This window comes from Snodgrassella sp. M0110, assembly GCF_016101465.1.
GTDB lineage: Bacteria > Pseudomonadota > Gammaproteobacteria > Burkholderiales > Neisseriaceae > Snodgrassella > Snodgrassella alvi.
The window spans coordinates 272,558-290,979 of sequence record NZ_JACFQM010000002.1 but is presented as its reverse complement, the minus strand read 5'-3'; the positions used below and the strand labels follow the sequence as shown (position 1 = coordinate 290,979).

The window sequence follows — 18,422 nt, the reverse complement described above, 5'->3', positions numbered from 1 at the left end:
TTTTATGGTTGAAATATTTTTATATGCTGAATTGATTCAGTAATTATTGATTAGTCGAGGAATAAATATGGCACAAACTGAAGCGCAAAATCTGCAAGAACAATTGGGTACAGGCAAAGTAATTAAACTGGCGGAACCACTGCAAACACCAAGTGGTGCGATAACGGAGCTGACATTGCGCCGGGTACGGGTTAAAGATTTTAAACGTGCTGCAGAACAGTATCCTGATAATGCAGTATTACAGGAAGCTCAGTGTTTGGCTATGGCATCTGGTCTGCAAAGTGAAGATTTTGATGAGTTGTCATGGGAGGACTACACGCAGGTGCGTCAGTTTTGTCTGGGTACTCACTGATTGGGATAGTTTTTATCAGGCAGCTGCGGATTTAGCGTGGTGGTTTGGTTTTTCTCCGGCAGATATTGATGAAATGTCTCTGGAGGAAATTTTGCAATGGCAGCAACAGGCTAACCGGCAGATTAAAGCCAAATACAGCAAACTATAACTGGTTGCTGTCTGAAGTAACTGTGCTGTTAACTTGTTGTAAGCTTATAAGCGTGGTTATGAAGCGATAATAAGTTGACAGTCACAGTAATCGAAACAACAAATAATATAAATAAGTAGATTCCAATACAGTTAGGTAATTGGAGAAAAATATATTGGTGCCGTTATGGATAATGGATTCGTTTCTGATTTTGGTGAGGTGCACCGTTCTGTAAAGGCTTTTGGCTTTGCTATCAGTACAGCGACCCGGCATGTTGAGGAGATGGGAAAAGCTTTACAAGGTTTACATGGACAAATTCGCTCTCTTGATAGTTTTTCAGCAGCGACGGCTAAAGCGGGTAATGCTCAGGATAAATTAACTCAGGCAATTGAAAGACAAAATAAGGTTCTGGAGCAGCGCACTAAAATCGGTAGTGAATTAAGCAAAACTAAGAGCACGCTGCAAGCTTTGATGAAACCAGCTGAAAAGTCTGTAAAAATTTATATGGAGCGCGAAACATCTGAAACTGGGCTGAAGCAGGCTATGATGCAAAATGATGGCAGATTAGGCGGATTTGATCAGATTAATGCCCGAACAGCACAGCTAAGCCTTGAGCAGCGGGGAAATAAAAATGATTTTACCAGTCTTGCCACTAATATGAAGATGGCTAATATGTCTGATGATTCGCTACTTCAGGGAGGTATGAAGTCAATAGCCAGTTTTAATGCATTATTCGGTAAAAAAATTGAGGATATTTCTGTTGCCAATGGGCTGATGCAAACTTATAAGCTGAAAGATACTGAATTATCAGCCGGTCTGGACGCTGTACAGAAAATGGCTTATTCGACCGGAATGAGTTTGGAAGATATAGAAAAATTTCAAAGTGCTATGGCCTCTCCTCTGCAAAGGCTTCATCTGACCGGTTTACAGAACCAGCAAAAAATATATGCTTTAGAAGGTATGGCAATACAAGGCGGTATCAGTAAAGCTGTGGCCGCAGATGGGATGGAAGAATTTCTGAATAAGCTGGCGCAGGGACCTAAAGCTATGCATCTGGCTACGTCAGCTATGAATGCGGAAATGCGCCAGATGATGCAGAAATCCGGTGTAAAGTTTGATTTATTTAATAAAGACGGTTCACTTAAAGACATGCGTGTGGTTATTGGTGAGCTGGAAACGAATTTTAAAGCTGTTAAAACTAAGTATGGTGAACGCGCTGCACTGAATATGATGGATGCTGTGTTTGGCGGGAAGGGCGGACAAGTTGCTTCAGCCGCGGCTAAAGGTGGTCATACCGGTTATCAGGCCATGCAAACTAAAATAAATCAGCAGCCTTCTCTTGATCAGCGAGCAGAACTGCAGACAAATACGCTGGCTGTCAGTATGGAAAATCTGCAAGATTCGGTTGCTGAAGTCGGGAATGCTTTTGGTGCTATTCTGGCACCGGAGATTAATACTTTCGCTCAGGTGGCTAAAGATGTGCTGCTTAATACTGTATTGCCTTTTATTCAGAAACATCCAACGCTGATTAAATCTGTAGTGGCTTTTGGTATTGGAATGGCAGGCTTACGGATGGTATTACTGACTGTTCGTTATGCGATTACTATGGTTACCGGTCCGCTGGCTGTTCTGCGTACTATTTTTGCCCGTTTTCAGGTGGCACGTGAGCTTAAGCAAAGTGGTTCTGTATTTAAGCGTCTTCGAACTGCAATTTCCTCAGTAGGAAAATCTGCAGGTTCATTGCGTCAGAAACTGATGTCTTTTGGCAGTAAGCTGTCCGGCATTGGAAAAAAGTTTACTGTTTTTAGTAAAGGTCGTGCTGCATTAGGTTTATTGAAAAAAGCATTTGGTGCAATTGGTCGTGCAGCAATGGCTCCCATCAAAAAAATTGTGCAGTCTTTTGGTCTGATTTCTAAGGCGGTGAAACCTCTGTTTTCGGTTTTTTCGAATTTGGGGAAGGGGTTTAGTGTTTTAGATAAAGGCAGGTTTGTACTTAATTTGCTGCGTCAGGGAATTATGGCAGTAGGCCGGGCCTTCTTGATGTCACCGATAGGTTGGGTTGCGCTGGCAATTGGTGTGGCCGCCTTATTGATTTATAAATATTGGCAGCCAATCAAGAAATTCTTTATTGGTTTATGGGATACGGTTAAGACCAAATTTGAAGCCGGTATGAATTTTTTCAGAGAATTACCTGCTAAATTCAGTGAATTCGGGCGCAATATTATTGATAGTCTGGTCCGAAGCTTTACTGAAGGTATCAGTAAAGCTGTTAATGCTGTAGGTGAGTTTGCCAGTAAAATTATTAATAAGGCTAAATCAGTATTGGGTATTAATTCCCCCAGCCGGGTATTTAAAAGTATCGGCAGCTCGCTGATGGAGGGAATGCATCTGGGAGTTGATCTTGGGGCGGATAAACCTGTTTCGGCGATAGGTCAGGTAGCTGAGCGTTTACAGCAGAAATTTAAAGCCGGTTCCGGAAAGCTGACTGCACAGTTAAATGAAAAAATGCAGCTAAATGCAGCAGAGTTTGCACAGAACCGTTATCCGGCCGGACATGATTCAAGTGCTGTAACCATTAATTTTAATCCAACGATTCAGGTTAATGGTAATGCTGACCGTTCAGTCATTCAGCAGGCGCTTGCACTGAGCCAGCGTGAATTTGAACAGATGTACCGGCGCATGATGCAGGCAAAAGAATTGAGGAGTTACTGATGTATGCAATGCTAGGGGATATTCGCTTTGAAGTGCTGGATAGTTTCACCAGTTATGAAGAAACGCACAGTGCTGTTTTTGCCAAACATGATGTATTGGCCGGGCGACCGCGCCTGCAGGCTACCGGTAATGATTTGACTACGATACGTTTTGGTATGCTGCTGCATTGGAAACTGGCTAATCCGGATAATGCCTATAATGCGCTGATTAGTGCTAAAGAAGCGCAGCAGGCGCTGGCACTGGTGTTCGGTTCCGGGCGGTTTGCGGGCTGGTTTGTGATACAGCAATTAAGCAGTACAACTCTGATCCAGGATGCTAAAGGGCGTACGGCGGCGCGCGAAATTAGTGTTGAATTGCTTGAATTTGTTGGTGATCCGAATAATCCGTTACCAACACCGGGAATCATGACCGGACAGAATCCGTTGCTTGCTCTTTTACCAGAGTCGGTTAAAGGCGCGGTTAATAAAGTTTCCGCAGCGGTTCAGACTGGTGTGCGTATTTATCATTCTGTTGAACAGAATATTACTGATATTCAGAACCTGATTACGCGCGCGCGTACTGTTCAGCATAATACTGCTGGCTGGATGGGGTTGATTGCAGATGTATTGTCTATAGGTGGTCAGACTCTGGATAAACTGAATACTTTACCTGAGATTGGTGAATGGTTCGGAAATCTGGCCGGAGCAGCAGATTTTCTGTCTTACACGGGTCAGGCAGCCTGTCAGCTGCAAACATGTATTAATTTAATACAAACCGGTTACGATAGCGGAGAGTGGGGCGACTGGCTGAATACCAGTGAACAAGTGTTAGCATCGGTAGAAGACAGTATTGGAAATGCGACTGCAGGTACCCAGTCATTGACGGCATGGCTGGCCGCAAGAAAAGATGAGGTCTGATTATGGTTGATTCAGTCTTGCAATATCAGACCAGTGAAGGGGATCGCTGGGATTTGATTGCACATAAATACTATGGTGATGCCACGATGATTGACAGGCTGATTGCGGCCAACCCGCATTTAGCGCTGGCTGAACAATTTACGGCAAATCTGACTGTACTGATTCCGGTTATCCGGTCTGATACTCATGCTGCTCAGGAGGATATGCCACCATGGATGCGGTAAATATGCTAAAAGGATTATCCGGCTTAAGCAAAACACATCCGGTTACTATGCCGGATTTTATTATCGGATATGAAAAAAAAGACATTACATTAGCAATTAAGCCTTATCTTATCAGCATTAGTTATACGGATTATCTGGGGGAGCAATCAGATGAGCTTTCTGTGTCGTTTGAAGATACAGATGGCAGATGGTTGCGTAACTGGTATCCTGAACAGGGTGATTTGCTGTCATTTTCTCTCGGTGATCAGTTTACCGGTCTGGTGAATCTTGGTAATTTTGAGATTGCGGATATCGATTATGCATTTAAACCAAATGTGATTACTCTGAAAGCACTTTCTACGGGAATTACTTCGGCCAGCCGGACTTTACAGCCTAAGGCATATGAAAAAACCACTCTGGAAAAAATTGTACAGACAGTAGCTGCACGATTACAACTGGTGGTTAAAAATCCGATTGCCAAGCTGGAAATTGAACGTATCACACAGTATCAGGAAAGTGATGTTGAATTTCTGGCGCGACTAGCAAAACAGTTTGGCTATACTTTTAAAATTGTTGATAAGACTCTGGCTTTTATTGCCAATACGGAATTAACTGCACAGGAACCGGTACTGGTGTTGCTGCCAGAAGATATTGAGTCAGCCAGTTTTCGCGATCAGATCAAAGGCGTTCCTAATGAAGTTGTTGCTTCCGGCTACGACCCTAAGGCTAAACAAGTACGTACGGTTAAGCGTAAAGGACAGCCGTTACGCCCGCAAAGTAAACAGGGTGCAAGCGGTGACCAGCTGAAAATTGTGGCTAATAAAGGGGAATCACAGCAGCAATTAGCTGCACGTGCAGATGCTGCATTGGCCGATGCACGCAAGTGTCAGGTAACCGGCAGTCTGGATCTTTTTGGTAATGTCAAGCTGGTAGCCGGTCAGATTATTCGTCTGAGCGGTTATGGCAAAATGTCGGGAAATTACCAGATTAAGCAGGCAAGCCATAATTTGAGCCGCAGTTCAGGTTATGTAACATCTCTGGAAATAAATATGATTGAATATATTGCTGATGACGCAGATGGTGATAAACATGCAGAAACTGTATGAATTTGGTGCGACTTTACAGTTTGGTATTGTTGAATCCATTGATGCCGGACGGCATATGCTTAAAGTCAGTTTACCGGCATTAGAAAATATTCATACTGACTGGCTGCCAATGCTGACTGCTGCTGCAGGCGGAAACAGTTTTTATTCACTGCCTGACAGAGGGGAACTGGTAGCCTGTATTCTGGATGCACGGGGAGAAAATGGTGTGGTTTTGGGAGCCTTATACAATCAGGCTGATAGCACACCGGTAAATAATAATAATGTCTGGATGAAAAAATTCAGTAATGGTACGGTGATCAGCCATAATCGCAATAGTGGTGAAGTATGTGTTCAGACTGGTGGAGCAGTAATTGTAGAAGCAGATACGGTACTGGTTAAAGCAGGTGATATTACTCTTGATGCACCTACTACTACTGCTACCGGCAGCTTACTGGTACAGGGGCAACTGACCTATCAGGGCGGAATGGCCGGTTCCGGCGGTGGTGGTACGGCAGCCTCAATAACCGGCACAATTAAGGTTGAAAACGGAGATGTGGTAGCCGATGGTAAAAGTCTTAAGAGTCATACTCATCCTGATCTGACTTCAGGTGGAAATACGGGCAAACCAAACTGATAATCAGCGAAACGCTCTGCTAATTCTTATTTTTTATATCCCTGTTCATTCTGACAGGGATTTTTATTTTTTGGAAAACCGCTATGACCATAACACCGCGTACCCGCCACTGGCAGCTAGCGCCACTGAATAGTGGCTGCGATATTGTTACCGGTATTGATGATATTAATCAATGTATTTTGAATATTTTAATAACCCGTAAAGGGACAGATGTAACCCGGCCGACTTTTGGTTCAGACCATCTGGACTATCTGGATACACCAGAAGATGTCTTTATTCCGGGTGTAACCCTTGAAGTAATTCTCGCTATTCAAACCTGGGAAAAGCGTGTGGTAGTGGAGCAGGTATCTTTTACTGGTCACGCACCTAAACTGACGATAACTGTTCATTGGCGGATCGCAGAAGAGGTAGCCGGTGAAATTTATCAAACAAATATTGGGTTGGTACAAAAATGACAGATTTAACTAAGCTTTCACGAACAGATGTAAAAATAGTTGAGGACGATCTGGCAACGATTCTGGCCGATACCATAAATGATTATCAGAATCGTACGGGCAAAACACTACAGCCGGCGCATATTGAACGCTTACTGATTAATACTTACGCCTATCGCGAGGCATTAACCCGTCAACAGGTAAATGAGGCTTACCGGCAGCAGCATGTTCGTTTTGCTACCGGCCTGATGCTGGATTTATGTGGTGATGATGTTAACACTCCGCGATTACAGGCCCAGCCGGCACAAACAACACTTCGCTTTCAGGCTGTACTAAAAGGTAAAGAGCAGATTGTGATCCCGAAAGAAACCAGAGTTACAGTGGACTCGCTGATATTTACTACTACAGCAGCAGGTATGCTTACCGCAACTACTCCCAGCATTGAGCTCAATGCTGTCTGTCAGGCAACGGGAATCATAGGAAATGGCTGGTCACCAGGCCAGATAAACACTTTAGCTGATCATTTGACCGATATTGCTGAAATTAAGGTCAGCAATGTCACGATATCAAGTGGTGGAGTAGATGTTGAAAGCGATGATGCTTATCGGGTACGTATTCTGCTTGCTCCTGAATCATTTTCAGTTGCCGGACCTGTAGGAGCCTATGAATATTTTGCCAGACAAGTTAGTCAGGACATCATTGATGTTTTTGTAAGCAATGATACTGATAAACAAGGTAAACCCTTGGGAGGTGTTGTTGCAGTGAATTTGCTTACAAAAACCGGTTTGCCCTCAGCAGAACTAGTTAATCAGGTTCAGTCTGCTTTGTCTGATGAGCGGATACGTCCACTATGTGATCAGGTGATTGTACGGGCTCCGAAAACGTTTACTTATCAGGTAAATGCAATATTAACTTTGTATATTGGTGCCGATGCAAGAACTGTGCTTGCTGCAGCCCGAACTGCCTGGCAGCAATATCAGATTAGTCAGGAGCAACGACTCGGAGTAGATGTAGTTCCGTTAGTTATACAGTCATTATTAAAAGTTGATGGTGTTTATAACGTTGCCACACCGGATTTAGCGTTGACTAAGATTGCTGCTGATACATGGGCACACTGTACTGATCTGACTCTGAGCATAGCTGAGGAGGCAGTGGATGGCTAGGCTGACCTATGCAGCAGTAATTGAGCGTGATCAGCGGATGCGGGCACTGGCTGCTCTGGGATTGCGTCTGGATTTGGTGTCTACACCACAGCTTATGCCCAGGCTAGTAGAACTGGTATTGGCCGATCATCTTGAACTTCTGGCTGAAAGCCATTGTATTCTCGGAGTAAACGGATACTGGCTGGCAGAAAGCGATCAGGCCAAACGGCAATTGATTAAAGGTGCATACGAGCTTCATCGCAATAAAGGAACACCCTGGTCGTTACGGGAGATTGTCCGCCGCCTCGGTTTTGGTGAAATAACGATTATTGAAGGGCTCAATCACCAGAGGCACAACGGTAATATTCAGCGCGGTGGGATATATGTACACGGACATAATAGTTACTGGGCGCATTACTGTATTTTACTGAATCACCCGATTACTAATCAACAGGCAGCTTTATTACGTCAAACTCTGGCTGCTTTTGCTCCGGCACGCTGTGTGCTTTCCAGTCTCGACTATACTGCTGTACCACTACAGCATAACGGAAAGGCACAGCGGGATGGCTCATTTAACAAAGGAACTGCTTAATGGCAAATTTAAAAGAATCTTCGTTCTGGGAAGAAGGTATTTATCAATGGGAAACATCCGATCCGGTATTGGGCGGGGAAAATGGTATCGATAATGTACCGACACGACAGTTGGCCAACCGAACCAAATGGCTGAAAGACAATAAACTGGATAAATCAGCTACTGCTGCCAGTGCAGATTTGGCTAAAAAAGCACAGGTAGCTGACAAACTTAGCAAAGCCAGAAATGTGGGTGGGGTCGCATTTGATGGTTCAGCGGATATTGATTTACCCGGAGTAAATAAGCCCGGAAATCAGGATACATCGGGAAATGCTGCTACTGCTACCAGATTGCGAACAATATGCACAATAAATGGTGTGTCATTTGATGGTAGTGCAGATATTAATGCTACCCCAGCAGGGGCCATACAGTTTTTTGCCATGGAAACTGCTCCTGTTGGCTGGTTAAAAGCTAATGGTGCAGAAGTATCTCGTACACTCTATGCAAATTTGTTTGCCGCAATTGGTACTACATTTGGTGCAGGAGATGAGAAAACAACATTTAATTTGCCTGATTTGCGGGGGGAATTTTTACGTGGCTGGGATGACGGGCGTAGACTTGATAAAAAGCGTTTAATGGGTAGCACCCAAAATCAGCAAATTTTAGACCATTCCCATAATATGGAAGCATGGACGAGTAGTATAAATGGGCTAATATCTAAAGATACCACTATTACTAATTCTATATGGGGAGGAATTCCAGTCGTAATGGGAGATGGAGGAGTAATGTATAGTGATAAAGTAGGTATTTCAATTAATCCGAATTATAGGGTAGTTGGTACTAGGGGTGTACAGGATGGGGCTGGTGAGGAAAATCGTCCAAGAAATGTTGCATTATTAGCCTGCATTAAAATTTAAGGAATAAAGATGGTATCTTATAAAAAAAATCTTTCTGTATGTCAGTTAAACGAAAATAATTATTTTGTTGGAATGACTATCGCTGACTTAGATCCACTGGATAATAATCATTATTTGCTTCCTAGATTCTCTATACTGGCTAAGCAGCCAGAGTCCAAACATGGTTATATAGCCCAATGGACAGGTGATACATGGCAGTATATTGAAGATCATCGCGGAGAAACTGTTTATAGTAAAAAAAACAGGGAGGTATTTGTTATCAATGAATTGGGTGTATTGCCAGCTACTGTAACAACAATACCTTGCCCTGATAAGTATCATCAATGGTCTGATAAAACAAATAACTGGATAGAAAAAGCGGATGCTGAACAGTTACGCTTACAGGATAAGCGCAATAATGCGGGTTCATTATCTCGTACACAAATGCTTTCTCAACTGGAAATTAGTCTCGGTAAAGATAAGGAATCATTGATTGAAATTGCAGGAGCTACCTTATCTCAAATTGAATTGATTAAAACACGTAATTATATTTGTGAAACTTCACAATTTAGATTAGATAGCGAATTGTGGTGGAATTTTCTTATTGATATCTTGCAAATCAAACCAGGTGACATATTTAAAATATGGGAAGAAGCTAAAAATATTTAATATAAAATAAAATATACCTGTATCAATAGTTAAAAAATAATGTTTAATTAATTAAATTTTAAATTTAGATTATTAATAAAAATATATTACTGTTATGCGGATCTATAAATTCTTTTTATATAAATTGATTTAATATTTATAAATAAAATAATTAAATTCTAAAGAATCAAAGATTATTTAAACAATTTTAATTTATTATTTATGAGTATAAATTAATAAAAATAAATAGTCTTTTAGATAGAAAGTTTCATAATAAAAATTGTATGTAAGGAAAGGAGTAAATAAATTTGTTGTGCTAAAAAAAATTCAAAATAAAATCATTAAACGTCTGGAGCAGGGACTAGGTTCAATGGTATTTGAAATTAGTCCATATCCGGGTCCGATAGATAATAAAGAGGCTATAGTCGGATTAAAAAAAGCACCTGCTATTTTATTAACCTTCAATCAGGCACTGGTAAAAGTAAAAGATTCAGGGCGGCAACGTTATGAACTGATTGCCGGGTTCTATATAGTATGTGTATGTAATCGTGTTAAAGATACCACATCCCAGCTCTCTGTTGATATTAATGATTTGGTTTATTCGGTATTACGCCTCTTAGCGGGTCAAAGATTGAATGAAGAGTTAAATAGTTTGGGTTTACAGCCAAAAACGATACGTCCGGTTTTTATTAGTCCTCTTGATAGTAAAATTAAAAATCTGGATATTGTTGCTATCGAATTTGAAGCTGTCTGTGATATTTATGGGATTGATAGTGATGGCTATCCTGAATACACAACTGATAAAAATAATCCTGACTATTTATTCAGTCTCTTCAAAGGGCAAACTTCTGAACCGCCATCACAATTTAATTCTTTAATATTAAATATAAAAAATAAAAATATACCAAGCTGATTCATAACAAGCTTATATGAAAGAACAGATGAAAGTTAAAGCAGCAGACGGTTTACGCGTACCTAAGGAAAATCGTGTTAATTCTTACATTACAAATCAACCAGTTGAAGTACCAGAAAGTCTATATTACCGTCGATTGGTAAATGATGGAGACCTGATAATGGTAACGGAAAACTTAAAAGAAAATGAAATAGGAGTAAATGAATGATTGATAATATTCAGTTTGATACTGTGCGTAACGACATTCGTGTACCAGGCCGGTATATTGAATTTAATACTCGTACTGCAGTAAGAGGGCTACCGGCTAATCCACAAAAAATGCTACTGATCGCACCTATGTTGTTAACAGGTAAACAGCCGCCATTAACCCCGGTACAATTATTTAGTGATGTAGATGCAGCCACTTTATTTGGTGAGGGTTCCTGGGCTCATCACTGTGTTAAACAGGCATTTACCAATAATCCATATCTGGATCTGACTGTTATTGGTATTAATGATGCTGAACAAAGTATAGCAGCGACAGCAAGTGTAAAAATTACCATTTCGAATGCATCAACTAATTCGGGAATTTTTACTGTAAGTATTGGTGGCATTGATTGCCAGTTAGCAGTAAATGGTGGTGACACACCTACATCTATTGCAGAAAAAATGGCTAGAATCATTAATAATGCGGATACGCTTGCTGTTGCGCAAACGGATGGAGGTGTAATCAAACTTACATCTAGAAATCATGGTTTGATTGGTAATGATATTTCCTTATTAGCTTCGTTTAATGCTGATAGTGCCAGCACAGGTGAAGTATTACTCGATATAAATACTTTTCAAGGTGGTCAGATAAATCCGGATATCAGCCAGGCGCTTGAGCAAGTAGCAGGAAAACATTACCAGATTATTTGTAATGCATTTACAGATAAATCAAATGCTAAAAAATTGTCTGATCATATTGATCTGGTTTCTAATGCAATTGAAAAACGTGGTTGTATTGGGGTTATGGGATGGCGTGATACGCTTAGTACAGGGACTACTTTTGCTAATAGTATTAATAGCGGACGTATTACAATTGCATGGTACAAAAATGCTATTGAAGGTAATGCAATTATAGCAGCTGGTTATGCAGCAGTAATTGCCAGTGAAACTGATCCTGCACGCCCGCTCAATACCCTGGAAGTAAAAGGTCTGAGAGTAACCGCCGATGCTGACTGGCCATTATTTGCTGAGTTTAACAGTGCTTTATATAACGGTTTAACTCCTCTGCAGATAGTCAATAACCGTGTACAGATTATGCGTGCTGTATCCACTTATGTAAAAAATTCTACAGGTACGGATGATCCGGCTTTACTTGATATTACTACAATTCGCACACTTGACTATGTTCGCGATGCAGTTAATCAGCGTATTGCCTTGCGTTTTCCGCGTGAGAAACTCTCGGAAAGAACACCCTTAAGGGTACGTTCAGAAATTCTGGATGTATTGAATCAGTGTGAAAATGCAGAAATTCTGGAAGCTGTTCTGGAAAATAAAGATAAATTGATTGTACAGCGCAATCCGAATGATCCTAATCGTCTGGATGCAGTTATTCCTGCTGATGTAGTTAATGGTCTGCATGTACTGGCAGCCCGAGTGGATCTGTATTTATAAATTAATCAAAAAAGGTGTTAATTTAAAAGTTAACACCTTGTCTATATAAAGGAAAAATTATGGCAAATAAAACTGGTGCCAAATATGCCGGTGCGGTAATTATGGAAGTAAATGGCCGTGAAGTAGAAATTACAAGTTTTAAACCTGAAGTGACTACCGGTCGTAAAGTGGTTAAAACCATGAATAAATCAGGTAAAGTACGTGGTTATGCAGATGGTGTAACTGAATACACCATGAGTGTCAGTGCAGCTATTCCATTGGATGAGAGTGGAATTGACTGGGATAATATTACCAATGCAAAAATTACTATTTATCCGCGTAATGCAGATGAAGCCCGTGTTAGCTACATTGGTTGTACCAGCACAAAATGCTCGGAAGAATACAGTGTCGAAAACGAAGCCCGGCGTGATATTGAAATGTTTGCTTTGGATAAAGTGGTAGAATAATGTTAAAAGAGACTGGAAAACTGGTTTATGGTCTGGAATACAATGGCCAGATGTATTTTGATTATACGGTCAAACCATTGACTTTGGCTGATGAACTTCAAGCATTAGAAGTGATTGAGGAGACCAGTTTGATTAAGGATGCTTCTAATGCAAAAAAGGCAATTCTGACTACACTGGCTTACTGGGCTCAGCAGTTAGAGGTTTCTGGCATTACTGCAGAAAATCTAAGCGTTGAATTTTTGTTACACAATCTTGCATCTGAAGATTATCAGTCAATTTTAACAAGTATGGAAACTTTACGTTCAAAATCGATTGCCGCTGGCCAGTCAGACCCAGCGGCATCAGAGCAAGCAAACAGCAACGTAACTTTGAAGTAGCTCATAAAAATTATCGACAGGCATGTATTTTGCTGGCTAAATCGATGATTACACCAGACATGGTTAGTAAGATGTGTCATGCTGAAGTATCTGTCTGGATTGAAAGTGTTTTGGAAAGTATGGGCATAAAAAATGATGATGATAATGTTATTATTTCCTTACGGCAAAGAAAACCAAAACCATATCAACCAGATAAAAATAATTTAGTAGCTAAACAGTCTGATTGATTTAAAGCCCTGTCTGCGGACAGGGCTTTTTGTATGGTCTTGCTCTGGCTTGTTCATTTGAAAGTCTTTTAAATTATCCAGAACAAATATAATCAACAATTAAGCGAAAGTATTGACATGTCTTCAAATCAGGAGACCTCCATCATAAAAATGACTGAGGAGGTAAAAAAATTAGAGCAGCAAATAAAACGTACTTCTGCAGTTGCAATTCAAGAAGGTGAAAAAGCTGGAAAATCACAAATCAGAATTATTCAGCAAATTCAGCGTGAATATCAGCGGGCCGCAGATATACGATTAAGAAAGGAAGTTCGTTCCGAACAGGAAATACAAAAAGAAATTGGTAAAACTAAAAAAGCATATAAAGATTTCTCAGCTACAGCTAATGCAGCACAAAGGCAAATGCAGAATGCAACTAAGGCTTCTCGCAATAGCATTCGCGAATTAAATAAAGAGTTAGAAAAAAGTTCTAAAATTCAAAAAAATATTGCAGCACAACAAACAAAATCATCTAAACTGGGCGTTGCCAAAACTGTCGGAAGTGAGATTATCCGAGGTGGAAAGTCTGTCTATACGGCTATTAAACCAGCAATAGATGATGAAAAAAAATTACGTTCCAGCGTAATTCAGGCGGCAGAAAAAGCATATGGTACAGATAAAAATAAATCAGCTGACTGGATTAAGACACAGGGTGTAAAAGAAATTCAGTCAATGGTGCAGGGGCTTGTTGCACAGAATGGCGGTACATCACAGGCTGCCCTTGATCTGATTATCAATATGCTGCAGCAGGATATGTCTTTAGATCAGGTTAAGGCAACTATTCCTTATGCACACCGTACTATGGTCGGATCAGCTACCAATGCAGGGGAGTATGATTATGAAAATACGGCCAAGCTATATAAGTCATTTGCCGACTATGGATTGCAAAATAAAGATTATAGCACTATTTCAGATCATATTATTGCTGCCGGCAGTCAGGGTAAATTTACTATTGCCGAATTAAATGCAGAATTGCCGGATTTATTATTTTCAGGAAAAAATGCAGGAATATCAGGTGCCAGAGGAATTGATTATTTAATTTCAACTCTGCAAGCCAGTTCAAAAAAATCTGAATCGAATGAGGATGCCAGTAAAAGTGTTAAGGCTTTTCTGGATGTTCTGACTAATCCGGATCTGCTTAAGAGTCTGAGTAAGGTTAAAGATCCTAATAATCCGGGCAAATATCTTGATTGGAACAAAATCAGAGAGCAAGGTAACAGCCAAGGTTTAAATGATGCCCAGTCCTTGATAAAAATTTGTAGTGATATCCTTGCTCAAGATAAGAATTATCAGAATTTAAAGCTAAAAGCGGATGCCGGCGATATATATGCACAGCAACAGATGGAGGCTCGTCAGAATAAGCTATTGCCGTTCATTCCTTCTGAAGCAAGAGATGCGGTTAATGCAAATCTGAATAATAATCTGATGTTGCCACAGATGAATGCACTTCAAAATGATGCCGGTGGTCTGACAGCAAAACATTTAGCGGTATTGTCAGCAGATCCTGAACGTCAGCAGGAAAAAAACAAAGCTTTGGCAACATTAGGCAGAAGTGATGCTGTTGAACCATTAGTCAATTTTCAAACTAAATTAACCGAATTATCTGCTCAGTTCCCAGACCTTACTCTGGCTATAACCGCTTTAGCAGCTGCTGCCGGCAGTGCTATTACCGCATTGACAGCCCTTGGTTCTTTGTCTGGCAGCAGAGGTGGCGGAGATATTGATTTGCCGGATGATTTTGACGGGGAGAGAAAAAAATCCAATCGAAATAAAGGTAAAAAAACTGCTCCGGGCAGACGTAAACTTCGTTTGCGAAGCAAAGCTATTCCAGTTAAAACAGCAACTAGAGTACTTGGCAGAGCCAACTGGGCGCTTGCTGTAGCTGAGAATGCCTATAATATTTATGCCATTCAAAACGATGATAGTTTAACTCAAGAAGAAAAAAAGAATGCACAAATTAAAAATACCACCAATGCGGCTGGTGGTTTGGCCGGAGCCTGGGCTGGTGCACAGTTAGGCGCAGGTATTGGAACACTTATTCTTCCTGGTGTGGGGTCAGCTATTGGTGGAATACTGGGTGGTCTGATCGGAGGTATTGGTGGTAGTTTTCTGGGCGACAAAGTTGGCGATGCAGTAACTCAGAATAATAAAACTAATGAGTCGGATAACTCTAATGATGTCTTAAATGATAGGCGATCTTTTTCTTTACCATATCAGTATGCATATGGATTGAATAATGGATTGAGTGACAGAGAGTCGATATTTGCCTGCCAAAAAGATCAGATAATATCTACTGCCAATATGACACCAACTGCATCAATGATGCTTGCGTACAGACAGAATATGGCAACATTGCCTCCAATGGAAGGACAGCCGGGAGCAGTACAGCCACCGCTTATGCAACAAAATGTGGAATTTCAGAATGCTGTACAAATGCTGGTACAGGAGCTTGGTATTCGTTTAGATAAAGTAGCTAATATTCTGATGAGTCAACAGCAGATTATTCAGAATAATTTAACAGTAACTCTTGATGGCAGAGTAATAAGTAATGCGGTTTCACGCAATCAGCTGCAAATGTATAATCGTGGAGGTGCACAATAATGACAATGTGGAAAAATAATCTGCAAAAAGCCAGTTATAAAAATATTGCTTTTGATGTCATTTCCATTAGTGATAAAAATGAAAAAGCGCTGGTAAGGCATGGTCGCCCATTTGCAAATGGATCTGATATTGAAGATATGGGTACGTTTGGAAGACAATGTCAGGTTGCTGCTGTTTATTTTGGCAGCGGTTTTGATACGCAGTTATCACAGTTACTGGCCGTATTAGAAGAGCCAGGTGCCGGTACTCTGGTTCATCCTGTTTTAGGTTTGTTACAAAACATGATTGCTGCAAGCTGGTCGTTTAGAACTGAAGCAGATTCAGTAAATTATGTAGCACTAGATATAACATTTTACGAGGCAAAAGAATCTTCACCAATATTTTTATTTGAAAATCAATGGTTAGTCAAATTAGAACAGTTGCAGAATACATTAGACAAATATACACAACAATTATTAGGTTATTCCGATACGATTTTAAGTGTCCGGGATGGAGTCTCGTCTTTATGGGGAGGTATCAATGGTGTATTCGCCGCATTATGCGGTGTGGCTGGTAGTGTTCGTAGCTTTTTTGATTTAGACCCTGTTGAATATTTGTCAGGTAAAAATTTTTCTTCAGCTTCTTATAATCGTGATGTAAGTAAACTGGTTCAGTCCTTAGTCAGAATGGTAGCAAAAGGGATTGAAAGTGATACTCGTTATGCTACTGGTACTTTAAATACCAGACAGGTTTATGATTCTGTCAATAATCGGGTAAACATTCTCAATCAATTGCCTGATAATATTTTGCATAATCAGAATATACAAGATTCTGAGAAGGAAGTGACAAATCATGTTCAAAAGATTGCAGATATACAAATGCAACCTGTTGCACAGATTGTGAAGTTAATAAGTATCGGTTATTTAATTCAGAATATGGTTGGTGTAATAGAAATAAATAGTGATGTAGTAACAGCTAATGAGTTGCTTTATATTAATAACAGCCTTCGTAAGCAAATTCAGAAGTTGATAGATGATTTACGAGAAACTTATAATTATGCTGATAATATTAAAAGTTCTAATGCGGCAGCTATTTATACTCAGACAACCATAATAAATCAGATACTGGCGGATATAGCTGCACAATTTAATGATTATGTCTTGGCTATTATTAATCAGAAACCGCCAATGCGTACTAAAAAGGCGAATATGAATGGGACAATTCATCAACTGGCATATTTTCTTTACAAAGATATTAACCGAGTAAATGAATTAATGCGTCTCAATCCACATTTGTACCACCCATCATTTATCCAAAGTAGTGATTGGATTAATTATTATGTTAAATGAAAATAATATTTTTCCTTATCCTTATGGTAACGAGGTAGTAGTACGCATAGGAGGAAAAGAACATAAAGACTGGCTCAGTTATGATATTGATAGTGATTTTCTGATTCCTGCTGATGCCTTTAGTTTTGAAACTAACGTTTCACAAGATCAGGGTGTTTTAGCTGATTATAGCTCTTTACAGTGTGAAGTTTTAATTAATAATCAGTTAATTATGACAGGAATTATTGGTCATCAAAATGAAATGGTTGACAAAAGCAATCATAGTATTACCTTTAATGGCCGTGATCTCGCCGGTTTGCTGGTTGATTGCAGTGTTAAACAAATTAATGTTAAAGGAATGAATGTTTTAGCTGCAGCACAAAAAATAGCTGAGCCATGGAAACAAATTAAAAAAGTTATATTAAAGGCAGAAAAAAATCCCGTACTTGATAAAGTGGATATCGAACCGGGAGAAACTGCATGGCAGGCACTCAGTAAAATTGCTTACAAGGCAGGATTACATGTCTGGCTGGAACCTGATGGAACTTTGGTTATTGGCGGTGCTGATTATTCCAGTCCGCCAGTAGCAACATTAAGTCACAGTAAATATGATAACAGACGCAATATTCAAAGTATCCAAATTGAATACAATACTGAAAATCGTTATTCGGAAGTTACTTTTCTTGGTCAGAGCCATACTCGGTTTGCAGATTCATCGAAGCACGATTTGAAATGGGTCTATAAAGACGAAACGATGACTTTATACAAACCGAAAACAGTGGTGATCGGTGATGCAGAAAATCTGGAACAATTGAAGGTTCAGGCAAAGAAAATGTTGTCAGACTGGCGGCTGGAAGGATTCAGTTTAACTATTACTGTGGCAGATCATAAAACACAGGATGGTGTTTTGTGGCAGCCCGGACAGCGTGTTCATGTCATTGATGAAGATCAGCAGATTGATGCTATTTTTTTTCTGATGGGGCGGCGTTTTTTTCTTAATCGTAATGGTGGCACGCTGACTGAGCTGAGATTAAAAGAAGATGGTATCTGGACTCCGGATGCCTATGTGAAAAAATCTGCAGCGGCGCGTTCACGTAAAGGTAGGCGTAAGGGTGTGACTAACCGGAAAATTAAATAGGTAAGAAAATAATCAGTTGTTTATTTAAAAATAAAATTC

Annotated in this window: 21 protein-coding genes; all 21 read left to right on the top strand. The window is 40.2% G+C overall.

All coding sequences use genetic code 11. The annotated features are described in order from the left end of the window. The first annotated feature begins 67 nt into the window (after positions 1-67). The 21 genes from H3T84_RS04140 to H3T84_RS04040 all read left to right on the top strand — a co-directional run bounded on the left by H3T84_RS04140 (position 68) and on the right by H3T84_RS04040 (position 18,383). On the top strand, positions 68-352 hold the full coding sequence (locus H3T84_RS04140) for a phage tail assembly protein (RefSeq protein WP_025330546.1): 285 nt from the start codon (positions 68-70) through the stop codon (positions 350-352). Further along, positions 294-500: a GpE family phage tail protein gene (locus H3T84_RS04135; RefSeq protein WP_080690445.1), complete on the top strand. Its 207-nt coding sequence runs from the start codon at positions 294-296 to the stop codon at positions 498-500. The genes H3T84_RS04140 and H3T84_RS04135 overlap by 59 nt, the downstream gene beginning before the upstream one ends. A gap of 165 nt (positions 501-665) precedes the next feature. Continuing rightward, on the top strand, positions 666-3,191 hold the full coding sequence (locus H3T84_RS04130; RefSeq protein WP_198218194.1) for a phage tail tape measure protein: 2,526 nt from the start codon (positions 666-668) through the stop codon (positions 3,189-3,191). Further along, positions 3,191-4,087 carry a phage tail protein gene (locus H3T84_RS04125; protein WP_198218192.1) on the top strand — a complete coding sequence of 299 codons (897 nt, stop codon included), beginning with the start codon at positions 3,191-3,193 and terminating at the stop codon, positions 4,085-4,087. Before H3T84_RS04130 ends, H3T84_RS04125 begins: the two co-directional genes overlap by 1 nt. A 2-nt stretch (positions 4,088-4,089) precedes the next feature. Next, positions 4,090-4,311, top strand: coding sequence for a tail protein X (locus H3T84_RS04120; RefSeq protein ID WP_025330549.1), 222 nt, complete (start codon positions 4,090-4,092; stop codon positions 4,309-4,311). Continuing rightward, the gene (locus H3T84_RS04115) at positions 4,299-5,396 is read left to right on the top strand and encodes a phage late control D family protein (protein WP_198218190.1); all 1,098 of its coding nucleotides are present in this window, start codon (positions 4,299-4,301) and stop codon (positions 5,394-5,396) included. Before H3T84_RS04120 ends, H3T84_RS04115 begins: the two co-directional genes overlap by 13 nt. Then, positions 5,380-6,009 (top strand): phage baseplate assembly protein V, encoded by a 630-nt coding sequence (locus H3T84_RS04110; RefSeq protein WP_037475427.1) that lies wholly within the window; start codon positions 5,380-5,382, stop codon positions 6,007-6,009. Before H3T84_RS04115 ends, H3T84_RS04110 begins: the two co-directional genes overlap by 17 nt. 83 nt (positions 6,010-6,092) lie before the next feature. Next, positions 6,093-6,464 (top strand): GPW/gp25 family protein, encoded by a 372-nt coding sequence (locus tag H3T84_RS04105; RefSeq protein WP_198218187.1) that lies wholly within the window; start codon positions 6,093-6,095, stop codon positions 6,462-6,464. After that, complete coding sequence (locus H3T84_RS04100) at positions 6,461-7,606, top strand: baseplate J/gp47 family protein (protein WP_037475423.1); 1,146 nt, start codon at positions 6,461-6,463, stop codon at positions 7,604-7,606. Before H3T84_RS04105 ends, H3T84_RS04100 begins: the two co-directional genes overlap by 4 nt. Beyond that, the gene (locus H3T84_RS04095) at positions 7,599-8,177 is read left to right on the top strand and encodes a phage tail protein (RefSeq protein ID WP_037475421.1); all 579 of its coding nucleotides are present in this window, start codon (positions 7,599-7,601) and stop codon (positions 8,175-8,177) included. Before H3T84_RS04100 ends, H3T84_RS04095 begins: the two co-directional genes overlap by 8 nt. Then, positions 8,177-9,073, top strand: coding sequence for a phage tail protein (locus H3T84_RS12080; protein ID WP_232346101.1), 897 nt, complete (start codon positions 8,177-8,179; stop codon positions 9,071-9,073). The genes H3T84_RS04095 and H3T84_RS12080 overlap by 1 nt, the downstream gene beginning before the upstream one ends. A 9-nt stretch (positions 9,074-9,082) precedes the next feature. Next, a complete protein-coding gene (locus H3T84_RS04085) occupies positions 9,083-9,721 on the top strand; it encodes a hypothetical protein (protein ID WP_198218185.1) in 639 nt (212 codons plus the stop codon). 292 nt (positions 9,722-10,013) lie between these two features. Next, positions 10,014-10,613 (top strand): phage protein Gp37, encoded by a 600-nt coding sequence (locus H3T84_RS04080; protein WP_174833238.1) that lies wholly within the window; start codon positions 10,014-10,016, stop codon positions 10,611-10,613. A 28-nt stretch (positions 10,614-10,641) separates the two neighbouring features. Further along, positions 10,642-10,821, top strand: a complete 180-nt coding sequence (locus tag H3T84_RS04075) for a DUF2635 domain-containing protein (protein WP_037475417.1) — start codon at positions 10,642-10,644, stop codon at positions 10,819-10,821. After that, on the top strand, positions 10,821-12,251 hold the full coding sequence (locus H3T84_RS04070; protein ID WP_198218414.1) for a phage tail sheath subtilisin-like domain-containing protein: 1,431 nt from the start codon (positions 10,821-10,823) through the stop codon (positions 12,249-12,251). Before H3T84_RS04075 ends, H3T84_RS04070 begins: the two co-directional genes overlap by 1 nt. 59 nt (positions 12,252-12,310) lie before the next feature. Beyond that, positions 12,311-12,697 carry a hypothetical protein gene (locus H3T84_RS04065; RefSeq protein WP_037475410.1) on the top strand — a complete coding sequence of 129 codons (387 nt, stop codon included), beginning with the start codon at positions 12,311-12,313 and terminating at the stop codon, positions 12,695-12,697. Continuing rightward, positions 12,697-13,074 carry a hypothetical protein gene (locus H3T84_RS04060; protein ID WP_037475408.1) on the top strand — a complete coding sequence of 126 codons (378 nt, stop codon included), beginning with the start codon at positions 12,697-12,699 and terminating at the stop codon, positions 13,072-13,074. The genes H3T84_RS04065 and H3T84_RS04060 overlap by 1 nt, the downstream gene beginning before the upstream one ends. Before the next feature lie 44 nt (positions 13,075-13,118). Further along, positions 13,119-13,301 (top strand): hypothetical protein, encoded by a 183-nt coding sequence (locus tag H3T84_RS04055; RefSeq protein WP_232346098.1) that lies wholly within the window; start codon positions 13,119-13,121, stop codon positions 13,299-13,301. A gap of 117 nt (positions 13,302-13,418) precedes the next feature. Then, positions 13,419-15,938 carry a hypothetical protein gene (locus tag H3T84_RS04050; RefSeq protein ID WP_198218181.1) on the top strand — a complete coding sequence of 840 codons (2,520 nt, stop codon included), beginning with the start codon at positions 13,419-13,421 and terminating at the stop codon, positions 15,936-15,938. Next, positions 15,938-17,266: a DNA circularization protein gene (locus H3T84_RS04045; RefSeq protein WP_198218179.1), complete on the top strand. Its 1,329-nt coding sequence runs from the start codon at positions 15,938-15,940 to the stop codon at positions 17,264-17,266. Before H3T84_RS04050 ends, H3T84_RS04045 begins: the two co-directional genes overlap by 1 nt. After that, positions 17,256-18,383, top strand: a complete 1,128-nt coding sequence (locus H3T84_RS04040; RefSeq protein WP_198218177.1) for a phage baseplate assembly protein — start codon at positions 17,256-17,258, stop codon at positions 18,381-18,383. The genes H3T84_RS04045 and H3T84_RS04040 overlap by 11 nt, the downstream gene beginning before the upstream one ends. Positions 18,384-18,422: the final 39 nt, after the last annotated feature.

What these genes read in the sequence shown, in the direction of transcription:
- H3T84_RS04140 (WP_025330546.1), top strand. Translation starts at nt 68, where the DNA reads ATGGCACAAACTGAAGCGCAAAATCTGCAAGAACAATTGGGTACAGGC.
- H3T84_RS04135 (WP_080690445.1), top strand. Translation starts at nt 294, where the DNA reads ATGAGTTGTCATGGGAGGACTACACGCAGGTGCGTCAGTTTTGTCTGG.
- H3T84_RS04130 (WP_198218194.1), top strand. Translation starts at nt 666, where the DNA reads ATGGATAATGGATTCGTTTCTGATTTTGGTGAGGTGCACCGTTCTGTA.
- H3T84_RS04125 (WP_198218192.1), top strand. Translation starts at nt 3,191, where the DNA reads ATGTATGCAATGCTAGGGGATATTCGCTTTGAAGTGCTGGATAGTTTC.
- H3T84_RS04120 (WP_025330549.1), top strand. Translation starts at nt 4,090, where the DNA reads ATGGTTGATTCAGTCTTGCAATATCAGACCAGTGAAGGGGATCGCTGG.
- H3T84_RS04115 (WP_198218190.1), top strand. Translation starts at nt 4,299, where the DNA reads ATGGATGCGGTAAATATGCTAAAAGGATTATCCGGCTTAAGCAAAACA.
- H3T84_RS04110 (WP_037475427.1), top strand. Translation starts at nt 5,380, where the DNA reads ATGCAGAAACTGTATGAATTTGGTGCGACTTTACAGTTTGGTATTGTT.
- H3T84_RS04105 (WP_198218187.1), top strand. Translation starts at nt 6,093, where the DNA reads ATGACCATAACACCGCGTACCCGCCACTGGCAGCTAGCGCCACTGAAT.
- H3T84_RS04100 (WP_037475423.1), top strand. Translation starts at nt 6,461, where the DNA reads ATGACAGATTTAACTAAGCTTTCACGAACAGATGTAAAAATAGTTGAG.
- H3T84_RS04095 (WP_037475421.1), top strand. Translation starts at nt 7,599, where the DNA reads ATGGCTAGGCTGACCTATGCAGCAGTAATTGAGCGTGATCAGCGGATG.
- H3T84_RS12080 (WP_232346101.1), top strand. Translation starts at nt 8,177, where the DNA reads ATGGCAAATTTAAAAGAATCTTCGTTCTGGGAAGAAGGTATTTATCAA.
- H3T84_RS04085 (WP_198218185.1), top strand. Translation starts at nt 9,083, where the DNA reads ATGGTATCTTATAAAAAAAATCTTTCTGTATGTCAGTTAAACGAAAAT.
- H3T84_RS04075 (WP_037475417.1), top strand. Translation starts at nt 10,642, where the DNA reads ATGAAAGTTAAAGCAGCAGACGGTTTACGCGTACCTAAGGAAAATCGT.
- H3T84_RS04065 (WP_037475410.1), top strand. Translation starts at nt 12,311, where the DNA reads ATGGCAAATAAAACTGGTGCCAAATATGCCGGTGCGGTAATTATGGAA.
- H3T84_RS04060 (WP_037475408.1), top strand. Translation starts at nt 12,697, where the DNA reads ATGTTAAAAGAGACTGGAAAACTGGTTTATGGTCTGGAATACAATGGC.
- H3T84_RS04055 (WP_232346098.1), top strand. Translation starts at nt 13,119, where the DNA reads ATGATTACACCAGACATGGTTAGTAAGATGTGTCATGCTGAAGTATCT.
- H3T84_RS04050 (WP_198218181.1), top strand. Translation starts at nt 13,419, where the DNA reads ATGTCTTCAAATCAGGAGACCTCCATCATAAAAATGACTGAGGAGGTA.
- H3T84_RS04045 (WP_198218179.1), top strand. Translation starts at nt 15,938, where the DNA reads ATGACAATGTGGAAAAATAATCTGCAAAAAGCCAGTTATAAAAATATT.
- H3T84_RS04040 (WP_198218177.1), top strand. Translation starts at nt 17,256, where the DNA reads ATGTTAAATGAAAATAATATTTTTCCTTATCCTTATGGTAACGAGGTA.